This is a genomic window from uncultured Mailhella sp., assembly GCF_905187505.1.
GTDB lineage: Bacteria > Desulfobacterota > Desulfovibrionia > Desulfovibrionales > Desulfovibrionaceae > Mailhella.
The window spans coordinates 1-14,669 of record NZ_CAJJIC010000050.1 but is presented as its reverse complement, the minus strand read 5'-3'; the positions used below and the strand labels follow the sequence as shown (position 1 = coordinate 14,669).

12 protein-coding genes are annotated in these 14,669 nt (G+C 58.3%); 10 read left to right on the top strand and 2 right to left on the bottom strand.

Annotation, left to right across the window (positions count from 1 at the left end):
- Positions 1–338: 338 nt before the first annotated feature.
- From QZZ60_RS06340 to QZZ60_RS06325, 4 genes are all read left to right on the top strand, one after another.
- A complete protein-coding gene (locus QZZ60_RS06340) occupies positions 339–1,010 on the top strand; it encodes a Crp/Fnr family transcriptional regulator (protein ID WP_295639412.1) in 672 nt (223 codons plus the stop codon).
- Between the two features lie 103 nt (positions 1,011–1,113).
- Positions 1,114–3,042 (top strand): alkaline phosphatase family protein, encoded by a 1,929-nt coding sequence (locus QZZ60_RS06335; RefSeq protein WP_295639409.1) that lies wholly within the window; start codon positions 1,114–1,116, stop codon positions 3,040–3,042.
- A gap of 68 nt (positions 3,043–3,110) precedes the next feature.
- Entirely contained in the window at positions 3,111–4,550 is a 1,440-nt protein-coding gene (locus QZZ60_RS06330; RefSeq protein ID WP_295639406.1) for an SLC13 family permease, read from the top strand.
- Between the two features lie 68 nt (positions 4,551–4,618).
- Positions 4,619–5,059, top strand: coding sequence for an OsmC family protein (locus tag QZZ60_RS06325; protein WP_295639403.1), 441 nt, complete (start codon positions 4,619–4,621; stop codon positions 5,057–5,059).
- A 149-nt stretch (positions 5,060–5,208) separates the two neighbouring features.
- Here the strand turns inward: QZZ60_RS06325 and QZZ60_RS06320 are convergent, their stop codons facing one another.
- Complete coding sequence (locus QZZ60_RS06320; RefSeq protein WP_295639400.1) at positions 5,209–6,543, bottom strand: TolC family protein; 1,335 nt, start codon at positions 6,541–6,543, stop codon at positions 5,209–5,211.
- A gap of 188 nt (positions 6,544–6,731) precedes the next feature.
- Between QZZ60_RS06320 and tolQ the strand changes: the two genes are divergently transcribed.
- The 5 genes from tolQ (at position 6,732) to QZZ60_RS06295 (ending at position 12,245) form a co-directional block, all read left to right on the top strand.
- On the top strand, positions 6,732–7,415 hold the full coding sequence (gene tolQ, locus QZZ60_RS06315) for a protein TolQ (protein WP_295639398.1): 684 nt from the start codon (positions 6,732–6,734) through the stop codon (positions 7,413–7,415).
- An 8-nt stretch (positions 7,416–7,423) separates the two neighbouring features.
- On the top strand, positions 7,424–7,867 hold the full coding sequence (locus tag QZZ60_RS06310; RefSeq protein WP_295639395.1) for an ExbD/TolR family protein: 444 nt from the start codon (positions 7,424–7,426) through the stop codon (positions 7,865–7,867).
- A gap of 18 nt (positions 7,868–7,885) precedes the next feature.
- On the top strand, positions 7,886–8,893 hold the full coding sequence (gene tolA / locus QZZ60_RS06305; protein WP_295639392.1) for a cell envelope integrity protein TolA: 1,008 nt from the start codon (positions 7,886–7,888) through the stop codon (positions 8,891–8,893).
- A gap of 64 nt (positions 8,894–8,957) precedes the next feature.
- Positions 8,958–9,683, top strand: a complete 726-nt coding sequence (locus tag QZZ60_RS06300; protein ID WP_295639389.1) for a cell envelope integrity protein TolA — start codon at positions 8,958–8,960, stop codon at positions 9,681–9,683.
- Positions 9,684–9,710: 27 nt separating this feature from the next.
- Positions 9,711–12,245 carry a mechanosensitive ion channel domain-containing protein gene (locus QZZ60_RS06295; protein ID WP_295639386.1) on the top strand — a complete coding sequence of 845 codons (2,535 nt, stop codon included), beginning with the start codon at positions 9,711–9,713 and terminating at the stop codon, positions 12,243–12,245.
- Between the two features lie 384 nt (positions 12,246–12,629).
- On the opposite strand, the gene QZZ60_RS06290 is transcribed toward QZZ60_RS06295, so the two are convergent.
- Entirely contained in the window at positions 12,630–13,931 is a 1,302-nt protein-coding gene (locus QZZ60_RS06290) for an N-acetylmuramoyl-L-alanine amidase (RefSeq protein ID WP_295639383.1), read from the bottom strand.
- 222 nt (positions 13,932–14,153) lie between these two features.
- Between QZZ60_RS06290 and QZZ60_RS06285 the strand changes: the two genes are divergently transcribed.
- The coding region (locus tag QZZ60_RS06285; RefSeq protein WP_295639382.1) for an aryl-sulfate sulfotransferase at positions 14,154–14,669 on the top strand (516 nt) is incomplete at its 3' end.

Sequence of the window (14,669 nt, the reverse complement as noted above, 5' to 3'; positions counted from 1 at the left end):
ACGACAAGGGCTGGCTCATCCGCATAAGGCCCGAAGACATGGCCGCCGTGGACGGCCTCATGTCCGCCGACGCCTACAAGGCCACGCTGTAACCTTTTTGATCCGCAAGACGGAAAAGCCGTGTTTTCTTGGGAAAACACGGCTTTTTTCATGCCTCTGGCGCATCCGGGAACTGCATCCTCCCGGTCCATAAATGTTGCGCAGAACAAGTACAAGCCGTACAACGGACATATGCTTCAACGCATGCCGACGTTCGCACAAAAGCCACGATGATCAGGCGCACGTTTCTTTCCCGGAATGCACTTTCACGAAACACCGACCCGGTCGAAGGGGGTTCCATGCTCTCTCCCCACTCCATATATTTTCATGAGGATGACCATTTTCTCTCCGTCATCGACACGAATTGCGTACAGACGAAAACCTTTTCCCCGAAAGATACGCCTCATCTGGAAAAAAAATTCATTTATTTCATTAAAAGCGGTGTCATCAAGATTTATGTCTTCAATGCAGAAGGACAGCAAAAGCTGCTGTGGCTTCTCGGCAGCGGATGCATGATTCCCACCTTCAACCTGAATTTTCAGAAAAGCATCATCTGTCTGAAAACGACAAAAATCATACGGATAGATAAATCTTACTTCATCAGTTCCCTCGTGGAGAATGATCTTTTCGAAGAATTCACCAATCAGATATATACGAGATACGAATCCATCATACAAAGGCTCATCAACACCTCTCAGGATTCGTGTCTGAGCAGGTTCATGGAGCTGCTGTTTTCCCTCTGCTATCTTGCCCGGGACAACAGTCGCGACCAGGTACAGATAGATACCTTTCTTTCCCGGCAGGACATGGCCGAGCTTGTCGGAACGCATGTGACCAATATAAGTAAATTTCTCCTTTCTCTTGAACTTCAGGGCATCATCATGCGACGCGGAAAGCAGATCGTCATTCCCGACGTTGCCCTGCTGCAAAACGCCTGTCTCTCCTTCAGGAAGGAAAAAAACGACGACTGAACATCTTCATGCCGCATAGCTGGTATTTACCAAGTTTTTTTCTCACATGAGGGGGTAGAACTTCTGACAGATAAGACTTCAACTTTTCTTTCAGGAGTTTCCCATGTCGAACAAGCGCTTTCTCTTCCTCGGAATCGACGGAGCCGATCCCCTTCTCATGTCCCGTTTTCTGAACGAAGGATATCTGCCGAACATCAGAAAGTTCATCGACAGCGGCACGGCTGCGGAGGATCTGGGCATGCTCGGCGTCCAGCCGACCATCACGCCTCCCAACTGGGCCACCCTGGCAACCGGGGCCTATCCGGGGACTCACGGCATCACCTGCTACTGGAACCATACCTTCGGCAACAGCCTCACCCATCTGGACGTAGGCTTCAACTCCAAGCTGTGCAAAGCGGAATTTCTCTGGGACGCCGCCATCAAGGCAGGAAAAAAGGCCATCGTCTTCAACTACCCCACTTCCTGGCCTCCCACTTATGAAGACATCATCGCCGTCGACGGCACGGGCATCAACCCCAATTCCAAGGCCTACTGCGAAGGCGAGGCCTTCTATTTCGGCGACGTATCCTTCACGCAAGCGGCGTCATCCTATCACGAAAAGAACAACACCGGCGCTTCCTGCGTCGTGGAAGACGACATTGAGAATCTCGACTTCGAAGTCTGCGACTATGAGGAAAAGAAGACAGAAAAATTCGTCATCGGCGACGACAAGCGCATCGACGCCCGTACCATCAAGTTCAAGATAGACAATCACAACTGCCCCATCTTCCGCGAAGGCGAAGAATTGCGCACCGTTGTGCATATGCAGGAGGGAAGAATCAGCCGCTACGGCAGAATCCTTTCTTCCGGCAACGGAAAATACGACACCTTCGAGCTCTATCAGACGGCGAAGGACAAGACCCCCATGGTCGCCGTCACCATCGGCAGTTTCAGCCCCTGGATAAAGGATTCCTTCCTGCTCAACGGCCACATCGCCACGGTGTACTACAAGATCAAGCTGCTGGAAGTCGCCGAAGACGGTTCCAGCTTCAAGCTGTACCGCAGCTATGTGCTTGACACCTCCAACCGCAAGTATTTCCATCCCTCATCTCTCTGCGACGAACTTCTGGAACATGTCGGCCCCATGATGCACATGTCCAACTGCGGACTCGACGACATCATGCTCGAAACTCAGGCCGAAATGTATGCCTGGATAGAAAATGCCGTGCTCTATCTTGCCAAAAACAAGCCGTGGGACGTGTTCTACATGCACTGCCATGCGCTTGACTGCTGCAACCACAATTATCAGAACCTGATTCTTGAGGAATACAGCGGGGAAAAGGCGGGGTATTATCTTGACATCGTAAGAAAATACTACGAAATCACCGATCATTTCGTCGAAAAGATGATGGAGCTGAACGATGGGAACACCGTCATCGTTCTTGCTTCCGATCACGGCGGCATGAGCAAGGAAGCCGGCTGCGAGGCTCCGCTCATGGGCGACCCGTGGGCCGTGGGCGGAAAGGTGTTTGAAGACATGGGCTACCTTTCCATCGACCGCTCCTCCGGTTCTCCCGTCATCGACTGGTCCAAGACCCGCGCCATCGGCCAGAGATCGGGCTACGTCTATCTCAACCTCAAGGGTCGCGATCCCGACGGCATCGTCGATCCCGGGGATTACGACGCTCTGGTGAAGGAAATCATTCAGAAGCTGCTCGACTACAAGGACGAACACGGACGCCGGCCCGTCTGCTTCGCCTTCAACAGGCAGGAAATGGAAGTGCTCGGCCTGTACGGCGAAAACGTGGGCGACATCTATTTCGTGTTCAACCCCGAATGGACCAGGGTGCACGGCACGTCCCTCACCACGCACAGCTACAAGGGCACGTCCGTCAAGGCCTTCTTCGCCATGCTCGGCCCCGGCGTGAAGGAGCACACCAGGCTCTCCCGACGCATACGCGCCGTGGACGTGGTTCCTACCGCTTGCGCCCTTACCGGACTTCCCCTTCCGGCCGACTGTGAGGGAGCCGTCATCTATCAGGCTCTGAAGTAGGACTTCTCCGGGCAGCCGGAAAACTCCGGCTGCCTTCCTGATCTCTCCCAGAAAAAAGGCAGGCCTCCATGAAACGCTTTTCCCGTCTCATGCACATAGGTGTCATGTTTCTCATCATGCTGGGAACCGGCTTTCTGCCACCCGCAGGCACCATAACTCCCATGGGCATGAAAGTACTCGGTGTTTTCCTCGGTCTCATCTACGCATGGATGTTCGTCGGCATGCTGTGGCCAAGCTTTGCCGGACTCGTGGCACTGGGGCTGAGCGGCTACTGTTCCGTGACGCAGGCCTTCAACATCGGATTCGGCAACAGTACCTTTCTTCAAATATTTTTCTTTTTCATCATTGCCGCCTACGCGGAACATTCGGGCCTCAGCAACAAGATCGCCCTGTTCTTTCTTTCCCGGAAGTTCATCGAAGGGCGGCCGTGGGTGTTTGTCTTCATGCTCTTTCTGGCAGCCTACATCCTCGGCATCTTCATCATGACCTATGCCGTCATATTCTTCATGTGGACCATCCTCATCAGCATATGCGACATTACGGGATACAGGCGTCTTTCCAGAGAAGCAGGGTTTCTTTTCGTGGGCGTGCTGCAGATGGCCACGCTCGGGGGCACCATCATGCCCTATCAGGTCTTCCCCAAGGTGTGCATGACGGCTCTTGCGGAAGCAACGGGGCTGACGGTCTCTTCCGGCATTTTCATCGTGTACATGACCATCATTTCCTTTGCAGGCATGCTGCTCTACTTCGCCGGCGGCAGACTCCTGCGCATTGATCTCAGTCGCTTCGGCTCCCTGAAAGCAGAACATGTGCTCAAAGACAAGGAACTTTCCCTCACGACGGAAGAAAAAATCGCCGGAGCCGTGCTCATGGGCTTCACCGCCATCATCCTGCTTCCCCTCGTACTGCCGAAAGAAAGCCTCTTCCTCGCCATCTACAAAAACCTCGGCGACTTCGGCGCCCTTGTTTCCGCCATCTGCCTCGTGTGCGCCCTGCGCTGCCACGGCAGGCCTCTGGCAGACTTCAAAAAAATGGCGCAGGAAGGGCTCAACTGGGATCTTCTGGCCCTTGTAGCCGCCACCATGGCCATCGGCAAGGCCATGCTGGCCAGGGAAACGGGCATCATCACCACCATCGTCGACACCATCATGCCCATGTTTTCCGACATGTCCGGCATCATGTTCATTCTCATCAGCTTCGTCACCATGGCACTGCTGACACAGATAGCCCACAATCTGGTTCTGGCCACCACCTTCATCCCCATTCTGGCCAATCTCGCCCTTTCCCTGGGCATGCCGGAGCAGGTGGCCATCATCATCGCGGCCGGACTCAGCCAGGTGCTTCTGGCCGCCCTCGTCACTCCCGCAGCCTCCAACCGGGGCGCCCTGATCTACGGTTATGAATGGATCGGGCCGAAACGGGCCGCACACTACGGATCCCTCGCCGTGATCGCAGCCGACCTTTCCGTCATCATCATGGGCATTCCCCTCGCCTTTCTCCTCTTCTGAGTTCTCTCTTTCCCAAGTGTCCCATCCCCAAGACAGCCCTGTACAGGGCCTGCATGAAAGGAGTCTCCATGTCCGCTCACGTCCGATACAGTAAAAAAGGCGACGTTCACACCTTCGACATCAACCTTCCAGGTCTGGAAAAAATCGTCATCGATCATACCGGAATTGCCCCGGAACAGCGTTCCGGCGTGGCAAAAGCCCTGCTCGAGGCGGCAGCCATAGCCTGCTATTCCGCATCACTGACCGGAGCTCTCGAAGCCCGGAAGGCCGACTGCCGAACCATGACGGCAGAAGCAGATGTCGACTTCGGCACCAACGCCGTGGGACAGCACCGCATTACCGGAATGAAGCTTGACTTTTCCGTGGAGTTAGGCCCCGACGATGCTCCCATATTCGAACGCTGCGCCAAAATCATGCGCAACGGCTGCCTCGTCACCGGTTCTCTTCAGGACGGCATGGACATGGAGTATCAGCTCCGCGCCGTTTACTCCGACGACAGGAAAGACTGAACCGAAATCCGCCCCCGGGCATGGCCTTCGACTTCAAAAAGCTCCGTACCTCGATCCCCTCCCGGAAAACATCGGCCTTCTGCCAGCAAAAAGCCGCGTTCTCTCAAGAAAACGCGGCTTTTTTGTGCAGATGGACAGGGCGGATGCCGTTATGACCCCTTCTTCTCTTCAGCCTTTTCCGGCGATTCCACAAGATCGGGATGCAGCTCGCCCATGGTTTCGTAAAGCTGGGAGAGCGCGATGAGACAGTCGGCCCGGGAGGAAATTTCCGCAAGCTCCGCTTCGGAAAGCGCAGCCTGCGCGGTCAGAAGGTCAAGGTAGGAACCGGACTGGAGCTCGTAGCGCATCTTGGCATCCTCATAGGATTCCTTCGCGCTGACCACGCCCCGCTGCGACACCTTGACGGAACGATAGGCATCCTGCGTGGAAAGAAGACTGGAACGGACGGCGTAGGCGCAGTTGTTGACGGAAGACCGCACGGCCGCCTCCAGCGCGGAAATCTGTCTTTGCGCCTGCTGCGTGAGATACATTCTTCTGCCGCTTGAAAACAGCGTCCAGTCTATGGAAAGGCCTATTTCTCCGTAGGAATAGTCCTTCTTCGTGTAGCGGCTGCCCGCCGCATCGAGATGACTGCCCGTGGTGGACCAGCCCAGAACGGCAGAAACCTGCGGCCAGAAGGAACTTTTCGTTATGCCGAGATCCTTGAAGGCCATTTCCACCGACTTTCTGGCCATGAGCAGGTCGGGGCGATGTTCCAGAGCCTGGGCAAGACAGGCTTCGAGCGTGCGCGAAAACGGCGTGAGCGAGAGATCCCCCCGATAGTCGATGCGGGCGTCGGGCGGCAGATCAAGCAGCGTGTTGAGGCGGGTGAGCCACACGTTGCGGTCGTTCTCATAGTTGATGAGCAGAGCCTCGGTCCTGGCGAGCTCCGTTTCCGCCTGCAGGACGTCGAGTCTGGGCCGAAGGCCGATGTTCCATGCCGTCTTCGCCATGTCGAGCTGAGCCTGTGCGCGCTCCAGAGAACGGCGGGTGCTGCTGATGCTTGCCTCGGCCTTCAGATAGGATACAAACGCTTCCTGAACGGCGGCCGTGACGGAAAGGCGCTGCGATTCCAGCTGAAGCGCCTGCCGTTCCTCTTCCAGAGCCGCCTTCTGATAGGTGTTCAGCAGATTGAATCCGGTAAAAAGGGGCTGACTGGCCTGCACCGTCATGGTAGTCACGTTGGGTTCGTAGCGGGAAGGCCTGTCCTTGCTGTATCGGGAATAGCTGTAATTGACGTCCAGTGAGGGACCGAAGGAACTTCTCGCCGCCTTGCGCGCAGATTCCGCTGCCTGCACGGTGAATCTGGCGGTCTCTATGTCGGGATTCTTTTCCAGCGCCCGCAGAACGGCGCTCTCCATGGTGTAGTGCTCTCCGGCTTTGACGGACGCAGGCAAAAACAGTATACAGGCAAGAGCCGCACAACAGACAGGACGCCAGAACATAGGAAACTCCTTCAAGGTCTTCCGGACTCTAGCGCAAAAGGCGGCAGTCTGTCACGCCCTCCGTCACACGGATGGCGCAGGATTTTTCGTTGCATCCGGCGCCGCTCAAGCATATGAACAGAGCGGTTCCTTTCCCGCGCCGATGCGGTTTCCACGTCGGCAATCTATCGGATATCTTCGGAGCACCCATGGACTACAACATTTTTTCTGTCTTTGCCAGCGCAAGTCTTATCGCCCAGCTCATCATGGTCATCCTCATTGCGCTCTCCATCCTCAGCTGGACCGTCATCATAGGCAAGATCGTCACGCTTTCCGCCGCCGAACGCAAGGCCACGGCCGGCATCATCCGCTTCACTGACGCTCCCGATCTGCGTCAGGCCGTGCAGAGTCTCGGCGGCGATCCCACTTCTCCGCTTTACGGCGTAGCTCAGCACGGCGTGCGCGAGTTCAACGACGGCAAGGAAGCCGGCGCTGATGAAAGCGTGGTGGTCGAAACCGTGCGCCGTGCGCTCAACCAGGGCGTCGGCCTTGAAATCGACCGTCTGCACAAGCATCTTTCCATTCTGGCCACTGCCGCCAACACCGCTCCGTTCATCGGTCTGTTCGGCACGGTCTGGGGCATCATGACCTCGTTCCATGCCATCGGTCAGATGAAGTCCGCCTCTCTGGCCACCGTGGCTCCCGGCATTTCCGAAGCCCTCATCGCCACGGCCATCGGCCTCGGCGTGGCCGTGCCCGCCACCATCGCCTACAACATGTTCCTCGGCAAGCTCGACAGCATCGAAACCCGCCTCATCAACTTCGCGGGCATTTTCCTGAACCGCGTGCAGCGTGAAGTCAACGTGCACCGTTCCCGCGGCGGCGACAGGTAGGGCGGACCATGGCCAGAAAAAAAGGCTTCGTTTCGGAAATCAACGTGACGCCCTTCGTGGACGTCATGATGGTTCTGCTCATCATTTTCATGGTCACGGCCCCCATGATGGATTCCGGCCTCGACGTCGACCTTCCGCAGGCCAAGCAGGTGGACACACTGCCCACCGATTCCGACCATCTGGTGCTCACCGTTCGTGAGGACGGCACGCTTTATCTCGACACCTATGAAGTGCCGCTGGAAGAGCTGGAAGAACGTCTCGTCACGCTGGTGAAGGAAAAGGATCGCGCGCTCTTCCTGCAGGCCGACAAGGCCGTGCCCTACGGTCTCGTGGTGGACGTCATGGGCCGCATCAAGGCCGCGGGCATCGAAAAGCTGGGCGTGGTCGCCATGCCCTCCACGGAAAGCGCTGCCCCTGCGCAGTCCGGCAGCGCCCAGCAGCGCCGCCGCTAGACGGCATATGTCACTCTCATGCGAATAAGCAGTCTTTTCATATCCATACTGCTCCATCTGGCAGTGCTGGCCTTCATTCTGTACGTGCCGCTGCGTCCTCCGCTGGACATCACGCGTCCCGTCTATCAGGTCAGTCTCGTCATGGGAGCTCCGGGCGGCGAAAAACTGCCCTCTCCCGTGCTCGGAGCACGTCCCCCCGTCACCGGCAAGCAGGTGGCCTCCACGGAAGCGGCGGCCCAGCCCAAGGCCGAGCCCGCCCCCGCGCCCAAGCCCGAAGAGGCTCCCGCTCCCGCGGCAAAGCCCGAGTCCAAACCGGAACCCAAGCCCGAGCCCAAGCCTGAGCCGCAAAAGGATCCGGTACAGATTCCTCAGCAGCCCAAGCCCGAGAAGAAGCCGGAACCCAAGCCCGAAAAGAAACCTGAGCCCAAGCCCGAGAAGAAGCCCGAGCCGAAACCGGAAAAGAAGCCGGAAACGAAACCGGCCGCCAAGCCTGAACCCAAGACGGAAAAGAAAACGGATTCCGACAAGGCGAAGACTTCCGGCAAGTCGCAGAGCAAGTCGCAAAGCAGCGGCAAGGACGCTCTGGCCGACGCTCTGGCCGACGTCCGCAAGCAGGCCCGCTCCAACAGCACGGGCAAGGGCGGCGGAACCTCCGCATCCCGTGCTCTGGCCGATCTGGAAAAACAGGTGGGCAAGACCGGCGTCGGCGGCGGTGGCGGCGAAGGCGACGGCCCGGGCGGCGGCGGCATCTACGACGTCTACGTCGCACAGGTCATCCTGGCCGTGCAGCCCAACTGGAGCATGCCCACCTATTCCCGCAACAACATGGTGGTACAGGTGCGCATCAAGCTCGACAAGCAGGGCAACGTGCTCGACTGCCACATCGAACGCTCTTCCGGCAGACCCGAGTTCGACGCTTCCGCCGTGAACGCCATCATACGGACCAAGACCCTGCCGCCGCCTCCCACGCCCGCACAGCAGGATCTCGTCATAAGCTTCAACTCCCTGCAGATGCTGGGCCGCTGAGGCCCGTCAGAATCCTTCTTCAAGCGCCGGTTCCGATACTGTCGGAACCGGCTCTGGAGTTTTTATGAGCAAGCATTCTTCTCTTCGCAGATCGCTCTTGCGCGCTTTTGCCTCCGGCACGGCCCGGGGCTTCCGCATCCCTGCGCCGGGCGTCTCCCTCGCCTGCGCGGCCGCGCTCGTCTCCGCCCTTGCCCTGCCCTCCGTCTCTTCCGCCTTCAGCGCCACGGCCGACACGTCCGGCGGCTACGGCACGCAGGTGCTCAGCCAGATACTCCGCGTATGGCAGCAGCCCTCAGGCGCCCGGGGCATGGCGCTCGTGGAACTGAAGATAGCTCCGTCCGGCTCCCTGGCCGGATGCACCGTGCTTCAGCCTTCGGCAACGCCCGCGGCCGACGCCTCGCTGTGCGCCGCGGCCCACAACGCCGCTCCCTATCCCTACCCTCCCTTCGGAGCCGAATCTCTGGTTTCTCTGGCCGTCGCCTACGGCCCCGGCGATGCGGGAACCGGCAACGCTCCCGCCCCTGTGCAGAGCTACGCCGAAATGCTCAGACAGGCCATCGCGCCTCATGTCATCATGCCTAACGGACTTTCCGGCTCATGGACGACTGTGGTAGAACTGGACATCTGGGCCGACGGCACCATGCGCGATTGCCGCATAAGCCATCCTTCCGGCAACGCCGAAGTCGACGCCGCCGTCATGGCCGCCGTCCGCACTCCCGGGGTCATTCCCCTGCCTCCGGAACACATGGAGCAGAGAGTGTCCCTTTCGTTCACCCTCAGCGCCCGCTGATTTCAGCCCGGCCTTCAGAGAAAAACCATGCGACGTTTCACCATTGCACTTCTCGCAGCGCTCCTTTTCAATCTTGCGTGCCTGAACGCCGGTCCCGGCCCGGTTTCGGCCCTGGCCGCCCAGACGTCGACGCAGTCGTCCGACAAAAAGGCCGCCGACAGCGCCCCGGACGCCAAGGAAGAAGCCGAGGCCGCCGCCAAGGCCAAGGCGGAAAGCGAAGCCAAGGCCGCGGAAGAGGCCAAGAAGGCGGAAGAAGAACGGGCTGCCGAAGCCGCCAAGAGCGTACAGCAGGCATGGGATGCGCTGCTTGCCACGCACAACGCCCAGCTTGCGGGCATCATCGAACACACCCAGACCCTCAAGGACGGCCTGTCCGACCTCTCATCCGCCACAAATCAGAGCATTTCGCTTCTCGAGCAGGAATTCCAGAAGCTCGACGCCCTTTCCCAGGCCACGGGAAGCATGCCCTCCGATCTCACCGTGCTCGTGGAGCGCTTCCACCGCATCAAGGAACGCACGCAGGCGCTCATACTGCCGCTTCAGAACACCCAGGCCGAACTTGAAAAGGAAAAGCAGGCGCTCACGCTTCTGGAAAAATCGCTTTCCGGACAGGGCACCGAGGTGAGCGGCAAGCTGTCGAGCCGTCTCAGGGAGGCCAACAAGAACATTTCCAATCTTCAGACGCGGTACGACCGCATCATCGATCCTGCGCTTGAGCTCATCACGCAGGTTCAGACGCGCATCGACGAAGTCATGAAGAACATGCCCACGCTCTGGAACAACTATTACTTCCAGTCCTCCGGGCACTTCTACGACGTGGTGGCATGGGCCAAGGACATACGGAACCTCGGATCTCTGGAGGAACTCTTCTCCCTTCGTCTGACCACGGAACTGCCGAGCAGCATGGACGCCTTTTTCTCCATGCTCACCCGCATCGCCAGCGCCCTGCTGTTCTGTCTGCTTTTCGGTCTTGCGCTGCGCCACACCGCGCGCAAGAGACTGCCGGAACAGATGCAGGCCGGCGTGGACAGGGTCATGCGCAACAGCGCCATCTGGATCGCCGTCGGCGTATCCATCCACCTTTCGGCATGGGACGACGGCAAGCTCTATCAGATCGTGGCCACGCTCGGCACCATGTGCCTGTGCTGGGGCCAGATGCTTCTGGCCTGGGACCTCTACGAGTTTGAAAATCCGAACAGATCCCGTCTTTCTCCGCTGTGGCCCATGTTCCCGCCGCTGCTCATCGGCATGGTTCTGCTCAACTTCGATCCCTTCCCGCTGTTCATCTGCGTGGCGTGGGTCATCGTGCAGGCCATAGACCTGTGGAAGACCCGCTCGCTTCCGCTGCCGCCCCAGCCTCTACCCCGCACCATCATGAGGCTCTACACCGTGCAGCTCTGGATCACGCTCATCATAAGTCTGGTCGGCTTCTCCCGCCTGTCCATTCTCATAAGCATGTGCTTCACCTCCATCACGGTGACCATCATGCTCTGCGTGTCCCTTTTCAAGGTTGAGCATCTCATAGAATCGCATCTGCCCAAGGAAGGCACCATCGCCGTCATGGCAAGTCTTGCCATGGCCCTCATCATGCCCGTGGTGCTGCTTGTTTCCGTCATGGCGGCCGTGCTCTGGATCATGGCCTATCCCGGCGGCTGGTTCCTTCTCCAGCATATGGCGACCCTCGGCTTCAACATCGGCGACGTGTCGCTGAATGCCATGCAGATACTCAGCATCTTCATCGCGTTCTATCTCACAAGAGCCATGCTTGCCGTGGGCAACACCTTCATGGCAGGCATGCAGGCGCAGATTTCCCGCATCTCCATTTCCCTGCTCGCCCCCATGCAGGTCATCTACAAATGCCTGCTCTGGGCACTGTTCGGACTCTACGCCCTCAAGGCCCTCGGGTTCAATCTTTCCAGCCTTTCCATGATCGCCGGCGGCCTTTCCGTGGGTATCGGTATCGGTCTTCAGAACATGGTGCAGAACTTTACGAGCGGTCTGTCCGTCATCTTCGGCCAGACCATCCGCGAAGGCGACGTGGTGCAGGTAGGCACCATCACCGGCGTGGTCAAGCGCATCAACATCCGCTCCACCATGGTGGAGACCTTCGACAACGCCATCATCTTCATACCGAACTCCAGCTTTCTGAACAGCACCTTCACGAACTGGACGCACAACAACCGCCGCGTGCGCAAGGAAATCGCCGTGGGCGTGGCCTACGGCTCCGACGTGAAGCACTGCCTCGAGCTTCTGCTCAAGATCGCCAAGGATCACCCCAAGGTGCTCTTCTATCCCGAACCTACGTCCTACTTCGTCAACTTCGGCGCGAGTTCCCTGGATCTCATCCTGCGCTTCTGGGTGCGCGAATACAACGACGGCATGGCCATCGCCTCCGACATCATGCTCCAGATCAACGAAGTCTTTGCTGAGGAAGGCATAGAAATATCCTTCCCCCAGCTCGACGTGCACATGTACGACGCCACCGAGGACGCTCCCCGCATTCCCGAGGAGGCTCCCGGCGCTCCCCTTGCCGACCCCGAGGACAAAAAGGCGCAGGCCTGACGAAGATACGCAGCCGCCCTCTTCGGGCTCATGTCCCGCGATGCAAAAGAAAGCCCCTGTCCTTTCGGAACAGGGGCTTTCTTTTGCATCGCCTCAAACAGATGCTCTCCGGCTTCACGTCTCAGCATCGGCCTGAACAAAGCGGACGTTTCCTTTCGACTCCGGTCTCGACCTGGCTGCACGACAAAAGCCTGAGTGCCTTCGGAAGACTCCGGGGACGTCCCTCACGAACCGCGACCGCACCGGGCCGAAAGACGTCGTACCTGCGCAGCGACGAACTTGAAGCCTCCGCCCTCTCTCCTGCCGCTTTCGCTGAAAGTCGGCGCGGTCTTTCACTCAGCGGCTTCTTTTGCCCAGGGCATCAACGGACGGCCTGCCCCGGCGCTACTTGCCACGCAGACTGCGCGCGTAGGCGTGTATGCCGTTGGCCAGCCCCTGCGCCAGACGCTGCCGGTGCTTGCTGCTCTTGAGTCTTGCCGCTTCCTTCTGGTTGGTGCAGTAGCCCACCTCCACCAGCACGCTGGGCACGGAGGAGCCCACAAGGACAAAGAAAGGCGCGCCCTTCACGCCGCCGTCATGCGTGGAGGCGCCGTTCTTCTTCAAGTAGCTCAGGGTATTCTTCTGAATGCGGTCGGCAAGACGGCGCGACTCCGTGGTGCGCGCCCCCGTGAGTATTTCCGTCAGAATCTTGTCCATGTCGCCGAGCCTGCCGCTGTCGGCGTTTTCCACCATGGCAAGACGACTTACGGAGCTTGTGCGGGCAAAATCCAGAATGTAGGTCTCAAGTCCGCTGATGCCCGCATTTTCCGAAGCGTTCACATGGATGGAAATGAAAAGATCGCCCTTGTTTCTGCGGCAGAAGTTCACCCGCTCGGCCAGGGAAACCCAGGTGTTGCCGCTTCTTGTAAGATGCACCTTGTAGCCGAGCTTCTGCAGGATGGTTCTCAGACGCTTGGCGATGTCGAGATTGACGTCCTGCTCGACCACGCCGTTGTGCATGGTCCCCGGGTCCCTGCCGCCGTGTCCCGGATCAATGATGATGGTGTGAACCGAAAGACCGAGCTGTGCGGCGAGCATCTGGGCTCCGGCGCCGCTCGGCGGCCGGCTGACCTTGACCGCTTCCTTTCGGGAAGACGCTGCACTGCCGTTTCCGCCCTTTCCGTCCATCTGCTCGCGGTACTCGGCGGCAATCTTCGCGTGATCTGCGCGAAAATACCGTCTTGCGATGTGCTCCAGATGCACGCGGGCCTTTTTCTGATCGTTCAAAAGCTCATTGTAGACGACCGCCGCGCGGAAAAGCGCATCGTCGGCCAGCGCGCTGGACGGAAACTTGCTCGCCGACTGCTCGTACACGGAAGCGGCGTTTTTTGCGTCCGTCTTCGACTTCGTCACTCTCGCCTTTTCTTCTAGCGCCACGCCGCACCGGAACAACGCCGCCACGCGCAGATTCCACTTGGGATTGTTGTTGTAAACCTTGCGGAACTCGTCGGCGCAGGCCTGCCAGGAATTGGGGCCGGGATTCCCGGCCTGAAGCCGCGCAAGATTTGCCTTGGCCTTCTCGTAATCGGGAGGATTGGCGGCAAGCGTCAGGGCGGGCAGGCAAAGAAACAGGCAGCAGGCCAGGCAGAACAGAACAAAAAAACGTCGTTTCTGGGACATGAAATAAATACCGAAATTTTTTTCCATTGTTCAGCACAGCTCTTCCTCTGTCAATGGAAAAACCGTTTTTGTAACAAAAAGCATGGCGCGGAAGACTTCCTGAAGAAAAAACGCCAGAAAAAAGACGCAATTTTATTAAAGTTTTTCCTATTTAAATGTTTTTTATTTAATTATTAGTTGACTTCTATGGAGCATTGTGAAAAATATGACTAGAATGTTCATTGCGCATATTCACCCAAGGAGGAACACATGCGTAAACTCGTTGCATTCCTGGCCGGCGCGGCGCTTGTCGCGGGCATGGCCGCCACTCCGTCCGTGTCCGACGCTTATGAAGCCATCTGCGGCCCTCTGGGCGTCCTTCATTACCAGAAGGAAAAATCCTACGGAGGCTACGTCCTCTACACCAACCATCTGGGCGGAACCAAGACGTACCTCATCGATCTTGAAGGCAACGTGGTCCATGAATGGAATCACGGACGTCAGGCCTTCATGTCGGAGCTTCTGCCCAACGGCAATCTCCTCCGCGCCGAACAGGGGCCCGGAGCTCCTGTTACCTTCGGCGGCTGGCACGGCACGCTGCGCGAATACGACTGGGACGGCAACGTGGTGTGGGAATACACCATACGCGACGAGAACAAGGTGGCTCATCACGGCTTCGACCGGCTGCCCAACGGCAACACGGCCATGCTCGTATGGGAAAAGATGTCCTATCAGGATTCGGGTAAGGACAGGTCGGAAAGTGTCCGTCTGGCTGCTCCTGCTCCT

Excerpts from the sequence above, each read along its gene's own strand:
- QZZ60_RS06340 (WP_295639412.1), top strand. The coding sequence starts at position 339 with ATGCTCTCTCCCCACTCCATATATTTTCATGAGGATGACCATTTTCTC.
- QZZ60_RS06335 (WP_295639409.1), top strand. The coding sequence starts at position 1,114 with ATGTCGAACAAGCGCTTTCTCTTCCTCGGAATCGACGGAGCCGATCCC.
- QZZ60_RS06330 (WP_295639406.1), top strand. The coding sequence starts at position 3,111 with ATGAAACGCTTTTCCCGTCTCATGCACATAGGTGTCATGTTTCTCATC.
- QZZ60_RS06325 (WP_295639403.1), top strand. The coding sequence starts at position 4,619 with ATGTCCGCTCACGTCCGATACAGTAAAAAAGGCGACGTTCACACCTTC.
- QZZ60_RS06320 (WP_295639400.1), bottom strand. The coding sequence starts at position 6,543 with ATGTTCTGGCGTCCTGTCTGTTGTGCGGCTCTTGCCTGTATACTGTTT.
- tolQ (WP_295639398.1), top strand. The coding sequence starts at position 6,732 with ATGGACTACAACATTTTTTCTGTCTTTGCCAGCGCAAGTCTTATCGCC.
- QZZ60_RS06310 (WP_295639395.1), top strand. The coding sequence starts at position 7,424 with ATGGCCAGAAAAAAAGGCTTCGTTTCGGAAATCAACGTGACGCCCTTC.
- tolA (WP_295639392.1), top strand. The coding sequence starts at position 7,886 with ATGCGAATAAGCAGTCTTTTCATATCCATACTGCTCCATCTGGCAGTG.
- QZZ60_RS06300 (WP_295639389.1), top strand. The coding sequence starts at position 8,958 with ATGAGCAAGCATTCTTCTCTTCGCAGATCGCTCTTGCGCGCTTTTGCC.
- QZZ60_RS06295 (WP_295639386.1), top strand. The coding sequence starts at position 9,711 with ATGCGACGTTTCACCATTGCACTTCTCGCAGCGCTCCTTTTCAATCTT.
- QZZ60_RS06290 (WP_295639383.1), bottom strand. The coding sequence starts at position 13,931 with ATGGAAAAAAATTTCGGTATTTATTTCATGTCCCAGAAACGACGTTTT.